Here is a 14,329-nt window from a genome sequence, read left to right as displayed (position 1 = left end):
CCGTCATCCTGCCCCTCGACGTCACGCCGGGACCACCTTCTCCACGTAGGGCACGAGCCGCACCGGACCGACCAGGCCGTAGCTCTGCCGGGTCGCGACGCCGTAGACACCCGGCGTCACGACGCGCAGTCGGTTGAGCAGCGTCGAGGCGACCTCGACCTCGATCACGTTGACGCCCGGCACCAGCGTGTGTCCGAGATCGACGACGGCGTCCATCGGGTCGAGCGGCGCCAGCAGGTCACCGTTGACGCGCACCCGGAACGTGTCGTTGACCTCGCCGAGCTCGAGGTACGCGCCGTCGTCGCCGGTCCAGCCGGCGCCGACGTCGACGGTGGTGCGGTAACGGCCGATGCCGGAGACGTCCTCCAGTCCACTGACCTTCGACCACGACTGCAGCGAGGCGAGGTCGCGGGTCACGGTCTCCTTGGTGGTCGCGAGGTCCGTCGGGTCGGCCGGGTCGACCGGCCTCCAGTCCTCGAGCTCCAGGCTCCACGTCTGCGGTACGACGGCCGCTCGGACCCGGTCCACGGCCACCCGCACCGTGCGCCCGTCGGTCCTGGTCAGCTCGAAGCTGCCGGCGGTGGTCGTGCGAAGGGCGGCGTTCGCGCCACGGGCGACGACGCTCTGGCCTGCGGTCGCGACCGGCAGCACTGCGCGGGCAACACCCTTGCCCGGTGCGGCGAGCGCGACGATCGTCGCCTGACCGGGCACCAGGTCGACGCGGACCCGGACCCGGTCGCCGGAGCGCTCGTAGGCGGCGATCCGCGTGATCTCACCGGACCAGGCGTCGAGCAGCCACGGCACGGCGTCGCGGTCGGTGGCGGTCAGCCAGACGTCCTGGTTGGCTGCGCTGAGACGGCGGTTCTCGGCGTGCCGCGCGTTGGCGAGGTAGTAGAGGTCGACGTCGCCGGTCACCCGGCGCACGTGCATCACCGACGAGTCGGCGTGCTCGACGTCGCGCACGACTCCGAGTGCGGTGAGGGCGTTGCCGACCTCGGCCTCGATGACCGTACGGGTCGTCGGCAGCGCCGCGACCTGTGCCACCAGGGCCCGCACCTGCGCCGTGGCCGCGGCGTCGTCGCGGCCGACCGGCGTCACCTGGGACCAGTCGCCGATGAGCACGACGGGCAGGCCCTTGCGGCCCAGCGCGAGCAGTCGCTCCGCACCCTCGATGTCCATCGTCACGGCATTGCCGCGCAGCGAGTCCGGCCCGACCACGACGGCCTTGTAGGCCGGGCCGTCCGGGGCCAACCGGCCGTGTACGACGTCGACACCGTCCAGCGCGAGCAGCGAGGCGCTGACGAACGAGTGCGACCAGCCCAGCTTGGTGCCGTTGTTGGTGATCCACTGCGGGCCGATGCCGGTCGACGCCCAGCCCTTGTGCCGCCAGAACGCGACGTCGTACTTCGGTACGCCGGTCTGCAGGACCAGCTGCGTGCGGGCCAGGTAGGCGGCGATGCCCGGCACGTGCTGCCACTGCGGCGTGCGCGGTCCCCACGCCTCGCCGTACCCGATCGCGTTGCTGTAGTACGGCGAGAAGGCGGCGAAGCCGGGCCAGGTGACGTTCGGTGCCTGCGCGTACGGGAAGCCGTGGATCATCAGGTGGTTCACGCCGGCTGCGAAGATGCTGTTGATGGTGAAGAGCGCCTGGTTCTGGGCGGTCGGGCTGACGCTGTTGGCGCCCCAAGTGGTGTTGTAGGCCGCACCGGAGTAGCAGATGGCCTCGCACGAGAGGACCTTGTGGCCGGCGAGGTCGCGGCCGGACGCCATGATCCGGTAGTCGTCGAGGTTCTTGAAGCCGAGCGACTCCGTCTCGGGCACGTCGACGACGGCGGCGTGCTGCATGGTGTCCGTCTCGAGGCCGTAGGGCTGGATCCGGATGCCCATGCCGAGTGAGCGGGCGAAGTCCTGCATCGGCCGCAGGTGCTGGTCGCGGTAGAGGTCGGACAGGACGATGTTGTAGTCGTCGCGGATCTCGTTGGTGTGCAGGCTGTCGGCGGTCGCCGGGTTCGCCGCGGCCGCGAGCGAGAACTGGTACTTCTCGTCCTTCTCCAGGACGAACGGCAGCCAGGGACGCAGGTCGTAGCCGTGCTTCGCCTCGAACTCGTCGAGGAGGTCGGTGGTCCAGATCGTCGCGTCGGTCTCGATCTCGAGGGAGTCCTCGAAGAGATTGCCGCCCGCCGCCCTCAGCAGGGCGCGCATCTCGCCGTCGACGATCCGGTCCTGCCACAGGTCGATGACCGCCTGAGCACCCCGGCGGCTGAAGTGGTCGACCACGTACGCCCGCGGCGAGGTGTGCGGCCCGGCCTCGGGCTCCTGGCCCGAGCCGCGCTGCCAGGTGGCGAGCAGCACCCAGGTCGCACCCGCCGGCTCGGCCGGCGCGGTCCACGTGAGGTGTTCGCCCTCGACGGAGCCCAGCAGGTCCGTGTACGACGAGCCGTCGAGCAGCGTGCTGGTGACGACGCCCTTGCTGTCCTTGACGTAGCCGGTCACCCGGTGGGCCTGGACCGTGACCAGCTGCCGGCGGGTCACGGCCGCGGCAGCATCGGCGCCGGGCTCGGGCAGCTCGGCGTCGTACGTCGCGCCGGCGAGGACGCTCGCCTGGCCGTGCGCCAGCTCGGTGCAGGCCGCGTCGTCGTCGGGCGTGATCGTCGGTACGGCCGCCGGCCAGGACGGGCCGGCGGTGATGTCGATCCGGACGCCGCGCTTGGCGGCCTGCGCGAGTGCCGCCTTCACCCCGGCCACCCAGGAGGGGGTGCCCCAGCCGTGGGCCGCGACGTCGATGTCGATGTCGCGGGCGCGCAGGCTGTGGGTGACGTCGGCGACCTCGAGGACGCCGAAGCCGGCGTCGGCGACCTGGTCGACCTCGCGGGCGATCTCGACGGGGTCGACGAGGCCGTGCGGCCACCACCACCGGAATCCCGGCGCAGTGGCGGTCCCGGGCTTGCGGAACGCCTTGACCAGGTCGTCAGGCAGGCCGGCGGATCCGGGCGCGGCCTGGGCGGGAACGATCGCGGCGGTGCCGGTGGCACCGACGACGGCGGCCGTGCCGAGGGTCGCGGCAGCGGCACCGAGGAGGGCGCGCCGGTTCAGGCGGGCGCCGGTGGTGTCGGTCATGGACAGGCCTTCCGGGTGGGGGTGGGAGGGTGGAAGGAAGCAGGTCAGTGCGGGAGGCGGGCTTCCGCCGCCGCCCAGTCGAGTCCCGTGCGAGGCTCGAACCGGCGGACGTCGTACGAGCGGCGCACGAGGTCGCGCATCGCCGGCAGGTCGGGCAGGTCGGCGCCAAGGGCGCGCCCCTGGACGAGCACGTTGCCGAGCGCGGCCGCCTCGACCGGACCGGCGAGGACGGGCAGACCACAGGCGTCGGCGGTGAGCTGGCACAGCACCTCGTTCTGCGAGCCGCCGCCGACGACGTGGACGACCTCGGGCGAGGTGCCGGCGAGGGCGGCCGCCGAGCGGACGTGGCGGCGGTAGGCGACGGCGAGGCTGTCGACGATGGTGCGGGTGATCGCCACCGGCGAGTGCGGCACGATCTCCCCGGCCTCCGCGGCGAGCGCGGCGATCCGCTCCGGCATCGGGTCGGCGGCCGTGCTCGGGAAGAGCAGCCGCGGGTCGTTGATGTCGACGACGGTGCGCAGCGGCTCGAACTCCGACGCGGCGGCGATCAGCGAACGCAGCTCGACGGCCTGGTAGCGACGCTCGCTCCACGAGCGCAGCGACTCCGAGAGGACCCACAGGCCCATCACGTTCTTGAGGAAGCGGACCGTGCCGTCGACGCCGACCTCGTTGGTGAAGTCGGCGAGCCGAGCCTCCTCCGAGAGCACCGGCCGGTCGAGCTCGAGGCCGACGAGCGACCATGTGCCCGAGGAGATGTAGGCGAAGTCCGTCACCTCCGCGGGGACGCCGACGACGGCCGAGGCGGTGTCGTGGGAGCCCACCGCGACCACCGGTACCTCGGCCGCGACACCGAGCTCGAGAGCCACCTCGGGCAGCAGCGGCCCGAGCAGGGAGCCCGGGTCCCTCAGAGGCGGGAGGATCCCCCAGGGCAGCCCGAGCTCCCGGCACAGGTCGACCGCCCAGGTGCCCGAGCGGACGTCGTACAGCTGGGTGGTCGAGGCGTTGGTGCGCTCGGCGCCGATCGCGCCGGTGAGCCAGTAGCCCAGCAGGTCGGGCAGCAGCAGCATCGTCTCGGCCGACTCCAGCGCGGCGGTGCCACGGCCGGCGACCAGCTGGTAGAGCGTGTTGAACGGGAGCTGCTGGATGCCGGTGGTGCCGTACAGCGCCGCCGCGCCGACCTCCGCCACGACCTTGTCGGCAATGCCGTCGACCCGGGCGTCACGGTGGCTGAAGACCTGGCCGAGCAGCTGGCCGTCACGGTCGAGCAGGCCGTGGTCGATCGCCCACGAGTCGATGCCGATGCCGTGCAGAGGACCGGTCCGGGCAACCTCGGCGACGCCCTTGAGGACCTCACGGTGGATGCCGAGGACGTCCCAGAACAGCGAGCCCCGCACGCGCACCGCCCCGTTGGGGAAGCGGTGCATCTCGTTGATCTCGACCCGGTCGCCACCGATCCGGCCGGACATCACCCGGCCGGAGGTGGCACCCAGGTCGACGGCAGCGACCCGTACCGGAGTCGTCATCGGAGGAACGCGGCGGCAACCCCGGCGTCGACCGGGATGTGCAGGCCGGTGGTGTGCGTCAGCTCCGGACCGCAGAGCACGAACACCGCGTTGGCGATGTGGTCGGGCAGCACCTCGCGCTTGAGGATCGTGCGCTGGGCGTAGAACTTGCCCAGGTCCTTCTCCTCGACGCCGTAGACCGCAGCCCGGTTGGCGCCCCAACCGCTGGCGAAGATGCCGGAGCCCTGGACGACGCCGTCGGGGTTCACGCCGTTGACCTTGATGCCGTGCTCGCCGAGCTCGGCGGCCAGCAGCCGGACCTGGTGGGCCTGGTCGGCCTTCGCGGCGCCGTACGCCACGTTGTTGGGGCCGGCGAAGATCGAGTTCTTGCTGGAGATGTAGACGATGTCGCCACCCAACTGCTGCTCGATCATCACCTTCGCCGTGGCCTTGGCGACGAGGAACGATCCCTTGGCCATCACGTCGTGCTGGAGGTCCCAGTCCCGCTCGGTGGTCTCCAGCAGTGAGCGCGAGAGCGACAGGCCGGCATTGTTGACGACCAGGTCGACGCCACCGAAGGCCAGCACCGCCGCGTCCACGGCGGCCTGGACGGCCGTCTCGTCGCTCACGTCGACCTGGACGCCGACGGCCACGTCGGGGCCACCCAGCTCCGCAGCGGTCGCCTGCGCCTTGTCCAGGCTGAGATCCGCGATCACGACGCAGGCGCCCTCGGCGGCCAGCTTGGCGGCGGTGGCCTTGCCGATGCCGGACGCGGACCCGGTGACCAGCGCGACCCGGGTCGCGAGCGGCTTCGGCTTCGGCATCCGTTGGAGCTTGGCCTCCTCGAGCGCCCAGTACTCGATGCGGAACTTCTCCGCCTCGTCGATCGGGGCGTACGTCGACAGGCCCTCGGCCCCGCGCATCACGTTGATCGCGTTGACGTAGAACTCCCCCGCCACGCGGGCGGTCTGCTTGTCCTTGCCGAAGCTGAACATCCCGACGCCGGGCACCAGCACGATCAGCGGGTCCTTGCCGCGGATGGCCGGTGAGTCGGCGACCGCGTTGCGGTCGTAGTAGCCCTGATAGTCCGCGCGGTACGACGTCGCCAGCTCGTGCAGCCGGGTGATGCTCTCCTCGACCGATGCGCTCGGGGGAAGGTCGAGCACCAGCGGCTTCACCTTGGTGCGCAGGAAGTGGTCGGGGCAGGACGTGCCGAGCGCGGCCAGCCGCGGGTGCTCGGCGGCGGCCAGGAAGTCGAGGACCACGTCGACGTCGGTGAAGTGGCCGACCATCGGCCGATCCGCGCTGGCGATGCCGCGGATCGTCGGCGCGAGGGCCGCGGCCCGGGCCTGGCGCTCGGCGTCCGGCAGCGCGGCGTACCCGTCGAGGGCGGGTCCGAACGGCTCGGCCTTCGAGTGCTCGGCGATGTAGGCCGCGGCGGTGTCGATGAGCCACAGCGAGTTGGCCTCGGCCTCCTCGCTGGTGTCGCCCCAGGCCGTGATGCCGTGGCCGCCGAGGATGCAGCCGATCGCCTGCGGGTTCCTGTCCTTGATCTCGGCGATGTCGAGGCCGAGCTGGAAGCCGGGACGACGCCACGGGACCCAGACGACCTTGTCGCCGTAGATCTCCTTGGTGAGCGCCTCGCCGTCGGCTGCGGTCGCGATCGCGATGCCGGAGTCGGGGTGGAGGTGGTCGACGTGCGCGGCGTCGACCAGGCCGTGCATGGCGGTGTCGATCGACGGCGCGGCGCCGCCCTTGCCGTGCAGGCAGTAGTCGAACGCGGCGACCATCTCGTCCTCGCGCTCGATGCCCGGGTACACGTCGACCAGGCTGCGCATCCGGTCCAGCCGGAGCACGGCCAGACCAGATGCCTCGAGGGTGCCGAGGTCGCCGCCGGAGCCCTTGACCCAGAGCAGCTCGACCGGCTCGCCGGTGACCGGGTCGGTCTCCGTGCCCTTGGCCGAGGTGTTGCCGCCCGCGTAGTTGGTGTTCTTCGGGTCGGCGCCGAGGCGGTTGGAGCGCGCGATCAGCGCGGCTGCTGCGGGGTTCATTCCTTGTCCTTTGACTCGGTGGTTGAGGTGTGAGGAGCGCTAGCGACGAGCCTCGAGACCCTCAGTTCCACGAAAGCTGGGTGCCGCCGACGCGGGCAGCCTCGATCTGCGCCTGATAGCCGGACTCGGCGTACGCGCGCATCGGGTCGGCCGGCAGGCCGCGCTCCTCACGCCACGCGGCGAGGTCGGCGCGGACGTCGGTGTAGAACGCGTCCATCAGCACGCCGTTGGCGCCGAGGACGTCACCGGCCGCCTGGGCCGCGTCGAGTGCCGCCCGGTCGACGAGCAGCGCGCGGGCGGTCATCTCCTGCACGTTGAGCACGGAGCGGATCTGGCCGGGGACCTTGTCCTCGACGTTGTGGCACTGGTCGAGCATGAAGGCCACGTCGCTGTCGGGGCCGTAGCCGCCGCCTCGGATCACCTCGAAGAGGATCCGGAACAGCTGGAACGGGTCGGCCGCACCGACGATCAGGTCGTCGTCGGCGTAGAAGCGCGAGTTGAAGTCGAAGGAGCCGAGCTTCCCCAGGCGCAGCAGCTGCATCACGATGAACTCGATGTTGGTGCCGGGCGCGTGGTGGCCGGTGTCGAGGCAGACCACGGCCCGCTCGCCGAGCGCGCTGACCTGGGCGTACGACGTACCCCAGTCCGGGACGTCGGTGTGGTAGAACGCCGGCTCGAAGAACTTGTACTCGAGGACCAGGCGCTGCTCCTCGCCGATCCGGTCGTAGATCGCGGCGAGCGACTCGGCGAGCCGGTCCTGGCGGCCGCGGAGGTCCGCTTGGCCGGGGTAGTTGCTTCCGTCGGCGAGCCAGATCTTGAGGTCGCGGGAGCCGGTCGCGTCCATCACGTCGATGCACTCGAAGTGATGGTCGATCGCCTTCCGGCGCACCTTCGGGTCGACGTGGGCCAGCGAGCCGAGCTTGTAGTCGTCGTCCTGGAAGGTGTTGGAGTTGATCGTCCCGAGCTCGACGCCCTGCTCGGCGGCGTAGGCGCGAAGCGCGGCGTAGTCGTCGACCTTGTCCCACGGGATGTGGAGCGCGACCTTCGGCGCGAGCCCGGTCAGCCGGTGCACGGTCGCAGCATCGGCGATCTTCTCCTCGACCGAGCGCGGGGTGCCCGCGCTGCCGAAGACCTTGAAGCGGGTGCCGGAGTTGCCGAACGCCCAGGAGGGGAGCTCGATGGCCTGGGCCTCGAGCTGGGCCGCGATGGCGGCGAAGTCGGTCATGAGTGGTGGCTTTCTGCGCGTGACGTGGTGAGCTGGTCGGCGAGGTTGAAGACCTCGCGGAGCAGGACGTTCCCTTCGTCGGGCGCCCCGTCGAGCTGGGTGAAGTAGGGCGCCATGTCGGCCTGCCAGCGGGCGTTGACCTCCGTGGCGGCCATGGCGGCCTGGGCAGCGGCCAGGTCGTCGGCCTCGACGTACCCGATCAGCAGCCCGTCGTCCCGCAGGAACAGGGAGTAGTTGCGCCAGCCGGTCTCCTCGAGTGCGGCGAGCATCGCGGGCCACACGGCCCGGTGACGCTCGGCGTACTCGTCCATCCGGTCGGGACGGACCTGGAGGCTGAAGCAGTAGCGGGGCATGGTGGGCCCTCTCCCTGTCCCTGCGGTGGCGGGATCAGAAGTGGAACTGGTCGATGTTGTCGGCGTTGAACCGGAACGGGTCGCCGAGCAGGACGGTGTTGTCCTCGCCGACCGTGAACTCGCCCAGGTCGCCGGCCTTGAAGGTGTCACCCTTCTTGCCGGTGATGTCGCCGTCGGCGAGCGCCTTGCCGGCGTACGCCGAGAGGTAGCCGAGCTCCTCCGGGTTCCACAGCGCGAACTCCTTGACCGTGCCGTCCTTGACGTAGTCGCGCATCTGGTCGGGCGTACCGAGGCCGGTCAGCGCGACCTTGCCCTTCGCGTCGGAGGTCGACAGGTAGCGGGCGGCGGCCGAGATGCCGACGGTGGTCGGCGAGATGATGCCCTTGAGGTTCGGGTGGTCCGCCAGCAGCGCCGCGGTCTTGTCGAACGAGGTCTGGTCGTCGTCGTCGCCGTAGACGGTGTCGACGAGCTTGATGTTCGGGTGGTTCGCCTCGAGGTCGGACTTGATGAGGTCGATCCACGCGTTCTGGTTGGTCGCATTGGCCGCCGCCGACAGGATGGCGATCTCGCCACTGTCGCCGATCTGCTCGGCGATCATGTCGACCTGGACCTTCGCGATGCCCTCGGCAGTGGCCTGGTTGATGAACAGGTCACGGCACTCGGCGTCGGTGTCGGAGTCGAAGGTGACGACCTTGGTGCCGGCGTCACGAGCGGCGTTGAGCGAGTCGCACAGCGCGGTCGGGTCGTTGGCCGAGATGACCAGCGCGTTGACACCCTGGGCAGCCGCGGTGTCGATGTAGGAGACCTGCGCGTCCGGGCCCGCGGTGTCGGGCCCCACCTCGGCGTACTTCCCACCGAACTCCTCGACGGCCTTCTTGCCGCCGGCGTCGCTGGTCTCGAAGTACGGGTTGCCGAGGTTCTTCGGCAAGAAGGTGACCGTGGTGGCGTCACCGCCGCCGCCCGAGCCGCCCTTGTCGTCGCTGCTTCCGCAGGCGGCCAGGCCCAGGGTGGCGACCAGCGCCAGCGCTGCACCGGCAGCGAACCGCTTGGAGTGGATCCTCATTGAGCTACCTTTCGGGTGTGGTCGCCGTTGTCCGGCGTCTTCGTGGTGACCTCGGGAGTCACCGCCCGCCGCGGAAGCAGAGCCCGGATGCGCGGCAGGAAGTTGGAGGCGATCACCGAGCCCACGAGCAGCAGGCCGATGATGATCTGGATGACCTCGGAGCCCTGCCCGTCGAGCTGGAGCGCCGAGTTGAGGACGGCGATGAGGAGCACGCCGGCGATCACGCCGTGAAGGGCACCCCGGCCGCCGAAGATGGACACACCGCCGAGCAGGACGCCCGCGATCACCTTGAGCTCGAAGCCCGAGCCGGTGTCGGTCGCGACGGAGTTGGACTTGAGGGCGACGTAGACGCCGGCGAGTGCTGCAACCACGCCGCTGAGCGTGAACAGCACGAGCTTGGTGCGGGCGACGTTCACACCGGAGAAGCGGGCGGCCTCGTCGCTCAGCCCGACCTCGAAGACACTGCGCCCGAAGCTCGTGAAGTGGAGCAGCAGTCCGAACAGGACGGCCAGCACCACGATGGGGATGATCACGTTGGGGTATTGCGAGTCGCCGATCCGGTCGGTGGGCCAGGTGCGCAGCTCGCCCGGGAACCCGGAGATCCGCTTGTCCTGGATCAACCCCTCGGCCAGACCTCGATAGAGGGCAAGGCTGCCGATGGTGACGGCGAGCGAGGGCAGGCCGACATAGGCGACGAAGAAGCCGTTGAGCGCCCCGAGGGCGGCGCCCGCAGCAACCGCGACCAGGGCCGCAACGGGCAGCGAGAGGTCGTGGTCGACCACCAGGACGCCCGTGATCGCGGCACTCGCGCCGAGGGTGCTCGCGACCGACAGGTCGATCTCGCCGGTGATGATGATGAGCGTCATCGGCAGCGCCATCAGCAAGATGGGCGCGTACTCCTTGAGCAGGTTGTAGACGGTCAGCGGGCCGTCGAAGTACTGCACGTTGCCGAGGGCGTAGAGGAACACCACGACCAGGGCGACGATGACCGCGGCCTCGCGGTTGAGCAGCAGCCGGGCGAGCAGCCCGCGCGAGTACGCCGGGTAGGTGCGGGTCGCCCGCTCCGCCTGCGGGGCGTCGGGAGTCAGGGTGGTCATGCGTGGTCCCTCGCTTCCACGAGCTGGTGGGTGCGGCGGATGCTGAGCACGCGGTCGAGGACGATCGAGCCGATGATCAGCGCGCCGACGACGGCGCCCTGCCAGAACTCGCTGATGCCCAGGATCGGGAGAGCCCGGTTGATGGTGACGAGGAGGAAGGCGCCGATGGCCGCACCCCAGACGGTGCCGCTGCCGCCGAAGATCGCCACGCCGCCGATGACGACCGCGGCGACGGCCTGCAGCTCGATGCCGGAACCGGTGCCGGAGAAGGCGGTGGCATAGCGAGCCGCGGAGAACACACCGGCCAGCCCCGCGAGCGCGCCGCAGAGGACGAAGGCACCGAACACCCGGCGAGCGGTGGGCAGGCCGTAGAGGTCGGCGGCGTCCGGGTCGGAGCCGATCGCGTAGAGCTCGCGGCCACCGCGGGCGGTGTGGAGGTAGTAGCCGACGAGCGCGACCACGACCAGGGCGAGGATGGTCAGAACCGGGATGGTGAGCACCTGCTGGGTGCCGAGCCGCTCGAAGTGGGCCGGGTAGTCCTGCGCGTTCATCCGGTCGCTGCCGACCTCGTGGGTCAGCGCACCGCGCAGGACGTACATGGTGCCGAGCGTGATGACCAGCGCCGGCACCTTGAACAGGGTGACCAGCAGGCCGTTGAGCGCCCCGACCACCGCGCCGACCGCGAGTCCGGCGAGGAGGACCACGATCACCGACGTGTCCGGGTGGGCGACGAAGATCTTGCCGGTGACGTACGCCGTGATGCCGAGCGTCGAGCCCACGGACAGGTCGACGTTGCGGGTGACCACGACGACCATCTGGCCGACCGCGAGCAGCAGCAGGATCGACGGCGCCAGCAGGGTGTCGCGCCAGCCGTCGGCGCTCAGCACGAACGAGCTGCGCCGGGTCGTGGCGATCACGAGCAGCAGCACCAGCACGATGACGATGGCGAGCTCCCGCGAGCGCAGCAGGGTACGCACCGCGCGGGTGGCGGCGCTCTCCCGGGACGGGGCGAGGGTGCTCATGCGGCCGGCTCCTTGGTCGCGGTCGTCGAGCGGGTGGCGGCGGCCATCACGTTCTCGGGGGTGGCCTCGGCGCGGGGGATGTCGGCGGTCAGCCGGCCCTCGCAGACCACGAGGACACGGTCGGCCATGCCGAGGACCTCGGGGAGCTCGGAGGAGATCATCAGGATCGCCAGGCCCTGGCCGGCCAGGTCGGAGAGCAGCCGGTGGACCTCGGCCTTGGTGCCGACGTCGATGCCGCGGGTGGGCTCGTCGATGATCAGCAGCCTGGGGTCGGTGGCGAGCCACTTCGCGATGACGACCTTCTGCTGGTTGCCACCGCTCATCGTCGCTGCCCGCATGTCGAGCGCGCTGGTCTTGACCTCGAGACGTGCGGCCCAGGGTGCAGTGGCGCGGTTCTCCGCCCGGTTGGTCAGCAGACCTGCGCGGGAGAGTCCGCGCCGGATGACCGAGGCGATGTTGTGGGCGACGGAGCTCTCGGTGACCAGGCCCTGCTGCCGGCGGTCCTCGGGGACGAACGCAATGCCGGCGCGAATGGCGCGGCGGGGGCTCCGCTTCGGCACCGGCGCTCCCGCGAGGCTGACCCGGCCGGTGTCGTACCCGTCCACGCCGAAGACGGCCCTGGCGATCTCGCTGCGGCCGGCGCCGACCAGACCAGCGAGGCCGACGATCTCACCGGCGCGGACCTGGAAGGAGATGTCGTGGAACTCCCCCGCGGCGCTGAGGTTCTCGACGTCGAGGACGACGTCGCCGATCGGGGCCGGGTTCTTCGGGAACAGCTCGGCAACCTCGCGCCCGACCATCTTCGCGACGATCTCGGTCTCGGTCGTCTCGGCGATCCGGGAGGTGGCGACGTAGGCGCCGTCACGCATGACGGTGACCGTGTCGCACAGGTCGAAGACCTCGTCGAAGCGATGGGAGATGAAGACCAGCGCGCGACCTTCGTCGCGCAGGCTGCGGGCCACGGCGAAGAGCCGGGCGACCTCGTTGCCGCTCAACGCCGCGGTCGGCTCGTCCATCACGAGGAGCTTGGCGTCGAGGGAGATCGCCTTGGCGATCTCGATCAGCTGCTGGTCGGCGATGGACAGGCCGTTGGCGACCCGGCGCGGGTCGATGCTGACACCCAGGCGCGCGAAGAGCGCCTCCGACTCGGCGTACATCCGGGTCCGGTCGATGCGGCGGCCGCTGCGCAGCGGGTGACGGCCCATGAAGATGTTCTCCGCGACCGAGAGGTCGGGGAACAGCGTCGGCTCCTGGTAGATCACCGCAACGCCCGCAGCCTTGGACTCGGCCGTGGAGGCGAAGTCGACCGGACGACCCTGCAGCTCGAGGTCGCCCGCATCGCGGCGGTGGACGCCGGCGACGATCTTGACCAGCGTCGACTTGCCGGCGCCGTTCTCGCCGACGAGGGCGTGGATCGAGCCGGGGTCGACCTCCAGGGTCCCCGACCGCAGCGCGGCGACGGCACCGAACGACTTCGCGACACCTCGCAGTGCGAGCGTCGGAACGGTGCGCTCCTCGTGGTCGGACATCTCACTCCTCGTTCTTCTCACCCGCGCATTGAAAGGTTTCAATAGCGGATGTGACGACGCTAGGTGACCGCCCTCACACCCGTCAAGACAGATCCGAAACTTTCTTGAAACGAATCAATGGATGACCCCGACGACCCCGGAACGGCCTAGGGTGTGGCCACACCGTCAGGAGGAACCGTGAGCACCAGCGAGGCGCAGCGCAGCGTGTCCGTCAAGGACGTCGCATCGGCCGCGGGCGTCTCCGTCGGCACCGTGTCCAACGTGCTGAACCGCCCCGAGAAGGTCTCACCCAGCACTCTCGAGCACGTCCAGGCGGTCATCGCGCAGCTCGGCTTCGTCCGCAACGACGCTGCGCGGCAGCTCCGGGCCGGCACCAACCGCGCGGTGGGCATGGTCGTGCTCGACGTCCGCAACCCGTTCTTCACCGACGTCGCTCGCGGCGTCGAGCTCCGCCTCGGTGCGCACGGTCGCCCCCTCATCCTCGGCAGCTCGGGGCAGGACGCCCAGCGCGAGTCGACGTACCTCGACCTCTTCGAGGAGCAGCGGGTCAGCGGCCTGCTGATCACCCCGGTCGGGAAGGTCCTCCCTCGGCTGCGCCGTCTGCGCGAACGCGGCACCGCAGTCGTCGTGGTCGACCGTCGCACCGGCAGCCGAGAGTTCTCCTCGGTCGCCGTCGACGACCTCCGCGGCGGCCGCCTGGCTGCCGGCCACCTGCTCGCCTGCGGGCGTCGCCAGCTCGTGCTCCTCGGCGGCCCCCACGGCCTGACCCAGATCAAGCACCGTCTCCGAGGCGCGCAGGAGGCCGTCGACGCCATCGACGGCGCCCGACTCCAGTTCGTCGAGACCGCGACCATGGACGCCGACGCCGGTCGCCAGGCCGCCGAGCAGCTGATGTCCGGCCCCCATCGTCCCGACGCGATCTTCGCCGCCAACGACCTGATCGCCCTCGGCGTGCTCCAGGCCCTCACCCTCGCCGGCATCCGGGTGCCCGACGACGTCGCCATCCTGGGCTATGACGACATCGACTTCGCCGCATCCGCCGCGATCCCGCTCAGCTCGATCCGCCAGCCGCGCGCCGAGATGGGTGCGGTCGCCACCGACCTGCTTCTCGACGCCATCGCCGACCCCGCTGCGCAGGTGCGCGACATCGTCCTCGAACCGGAGCTCGTCGTACGACGGTCGACGGCAGGCTGAACCCGGTACCGACGACGCCTCCGGTCCTCCCGGGCGCCGCACCCAGCCCGAAAAAGCACTCAGGGCCAGCACACGAGGTGCTGGCCCTGAGCCAATGTTTGTCCGGCGGCGTCCTACTCTCCCACATCCTCTCGGTTGCAGTACCATCGGCGCTGGCAGGCTTAACTTCCGGGTTC

General features: G+C 70.6%; 10 protein-coding genes and 1 rRNA gene. 1 reads left to right on the top strand and 10 read right to left on the bottom strand.

Translation table 11 applies throughout. The features are described 5' to 3' along the window. Positions 1–21: 21 nt before the first annotated feature. From ACZYRU_RS26305 to ACZYRU_RS26265, 9 genes are all read right to left on the bottom strand, one after another. Positions 22–3,117 carry a glycosyl hydrolase gene (locus tag ACZYRU_RS26305; protein ID WP_488960068.1) on the bottom strand — a complete coding sequence of 1,032 codons (3,096 nt, stop codon included), beginning with the start codon at positions 3,115–3,117 and terminating at the stop codon, positions 22–24. Between the two features lie 44 nt (positions 3,118–3,161). Then, positions 3,162–4,640, bottom strand: coding sequence for a rhamnulokinase (locus ACZYRU_RS26300; protein WP_488960067.1), 1,479 nt, complete (start codon positions 4,638–4,640; stop codon positions 3,162–3,164). After that, entirely contained in the window at positions 4,637–6,670 is a 2,034-nt protein-coding gene (locus tag ACZYRU_RS26295) for a bifunctional aldolase/short-chain dehydrogenase (RefSeq protein WP_488960066.1), read from the bottom strand. Before ACZYRU_RS26295 ends, ACZYRU_RS26300 begins: the two co-directional genes overlap by 4 nt. A 61-nt stretch (positions 6,671–6,731) precedes the next feature. Beyond that, positions 6,732–7,895, bottom strand: coding sequence for an L-rhamnose isomerase (rhaI, locus tag ACZYRU_RS26290; RefSeq protein WP_488960065.1), 1,164 nt, complete (start codon positions 7,893–7,895; stop codon positions 6,732–6,734). Then, positions 7,892–8,248 carry an L-rhamnose mutarotase gene (locus ACZYRU_RS26285; RefSeq protein WP_488960064.1) on the bottom strand — a complete coding sequence of 119 codons (357 nt, stop codon included), beginning with the start codon at positions 8,246–8,248 and terminating at the stop codon, positions 7,892–7,894. Before ACZYRU_RS26285 ends, rhaI begins: the two co-directional genes overlap by 4 nt. Before the next feature lie 34 nt (positions 8,249–8,282). Then, positions 8,283–9,311, bottom strand: coding sequence for a rhamnose ABC transporter substrate-binding protein (gene rhaS / locus ACZYRU_RS26280; RefSeq protein ID WP_488960063.1), 1,029 nt, complete (start codon positions 9,309–9,311; stop codon positions 8,283–8,285). Further along, positions 9,308–10,408: an ABC transporter permease gene (locus ACZYRU_RS26275; RefSeq protein WP_488960062.1), complete on the bottom strand. Its 1,101-nt coding sequence runs from the start codon at positions 10,406–10,408 to the stop codon at positions 9,308–9,310. The genes rhaS and ACZYRU_RS26275 overlap by 4 nt, the downstream gene beginning before the upstream one ends. After that, positions 10,405–11,430 carry an ABC transporter permease gene (locus ACZYRU_RS26270; protein WP_488960061.1) on the bottom strand — a complete coding sequence of 342 codons (1,026 nt, stop codon included), beginning with the start codon at positions 11,428–11,430 and terminating at the stop codon, positions 10,405–10,407. Before ACZYRU_RS26270 ends, ACZYRU_RS26275 begins: the two co-directional genes overlap by 4 nt. After that, positions 11,427–12,959 carry a sugar ABC transporter ATP-binding protein gene (locus ACZYRU_RS26265; RefSeq protein ID WP_488960060.1) on the bottom strand — a complete coding sequence of 511 codons (1,533 nt, stop codon included), beginning with the start codon at positions 12,957–12,959 and terminating at the stop codon, positions 11,427–11,429. The genes ACZYRU_RS26270 and ACZYRU_RS26265 overlap by 4 nt, the downstream gene beginning before the upstream one ends. A gap of 177 nt (positions 12,960–13,136) precedes the next feature. Between ACZYRU_RS26265 and ACZYRU_RS26260 the strand changes: the two genes are divergently transcribed. Continuing rightward, positions 13,137–14,153 (top strand): LacI family DNA-binding transcriptional regulator, encoded by a 1,017-nt coding sequence (locus ACZYRU_RS26260; protein WP_488960059.1) that lies wholly within the window; start codon positions 13,137–13,139, stop codon positions 14,151–14,153. Between the two features lie 100 nt (positions 14,154–14,253). On the opposite strand, the gene rrf is transcribed toward ACZYRU_RS26260, so the two are convergent. Beyond that, positions 14,254–14,329, bottom strand: a 5S ribosomal RNA gene (gene rrf, locus ACZYRU_RS26255); the annotation flags it as partial.

This window comes from Nocardioides sp. F233 (assembly GCF_057813895.1).
The sequence above is the reverse complement of the archived record's forward strand: the minus strand, read 5'-3'. Positions and strand labels throughout refer to the sequence as shown.

Coding starts and splice junctions, on each gene's coding strand:
- ACZYRU_RS26300 (WP_488960067.1), bottom strand. CDS start 4,640: ATGACGACTCCGGTACGGGTCGCTGCCGTCGACCTGGGTGCCACCTCC.
- ACZYRU_RS26265 (WP_488960060.1), bottom strand. CDS start 12,959: ATGTCCGACCACGAGGAGCGCACCGTTCCGACGCTCGCACTGCGAGGT.
- ACZYRU_RS26285 (WP_488960064.1), bottom strand. CDS start 8,248: ATGCCCCGCTACTGCTTCAGCCTCCAGGTCCGTCCCGACCGGATGGAC.
- rhaS (WP_488960063.1), bottom strand. CDS start 9,311: ATGAGGATCCACTCCAAGCGGTTCGCTGCCGGTGCAGCGCTGGCGCTG.
- ACZYRU_RS26275 (WP_488960062.1), bottom strand. CDS start 10,408: ATGACCACCCTGACTCCCGACGCCCCGCAGGCGGAGCGGGCGACCCGC.
- ACZYRU_RS26295 (WP_488960066.1), bottom strand. CDS start 6,670: ATGAACCCCGCAGCAGCCGCGCTGATCGCGCGCTCCAACCGCCTCGGC.
- ACZYRU_RS26305 (WP_488960068.1), bottom strand. CDS start 3,117: ATGACCGACACCACCGGCGCCCGCCTGAACCGGCGCGCCCTCCTCGGT.
- rhaI (WP_488960065.1), bottom strand. CDS start 7,895: ATGACCGACTTCGCCGCCATCGCGGCCCAGCTCGAGGCCCAGGCCATC.
- ACZYRU_RS26270 (WP_488960061.1), bottom strand. CDS start 11,430: ATGAGCACCCTCGCCCCGTCCCGGGAGAGCGCCGCCACCCGCGCGGTG.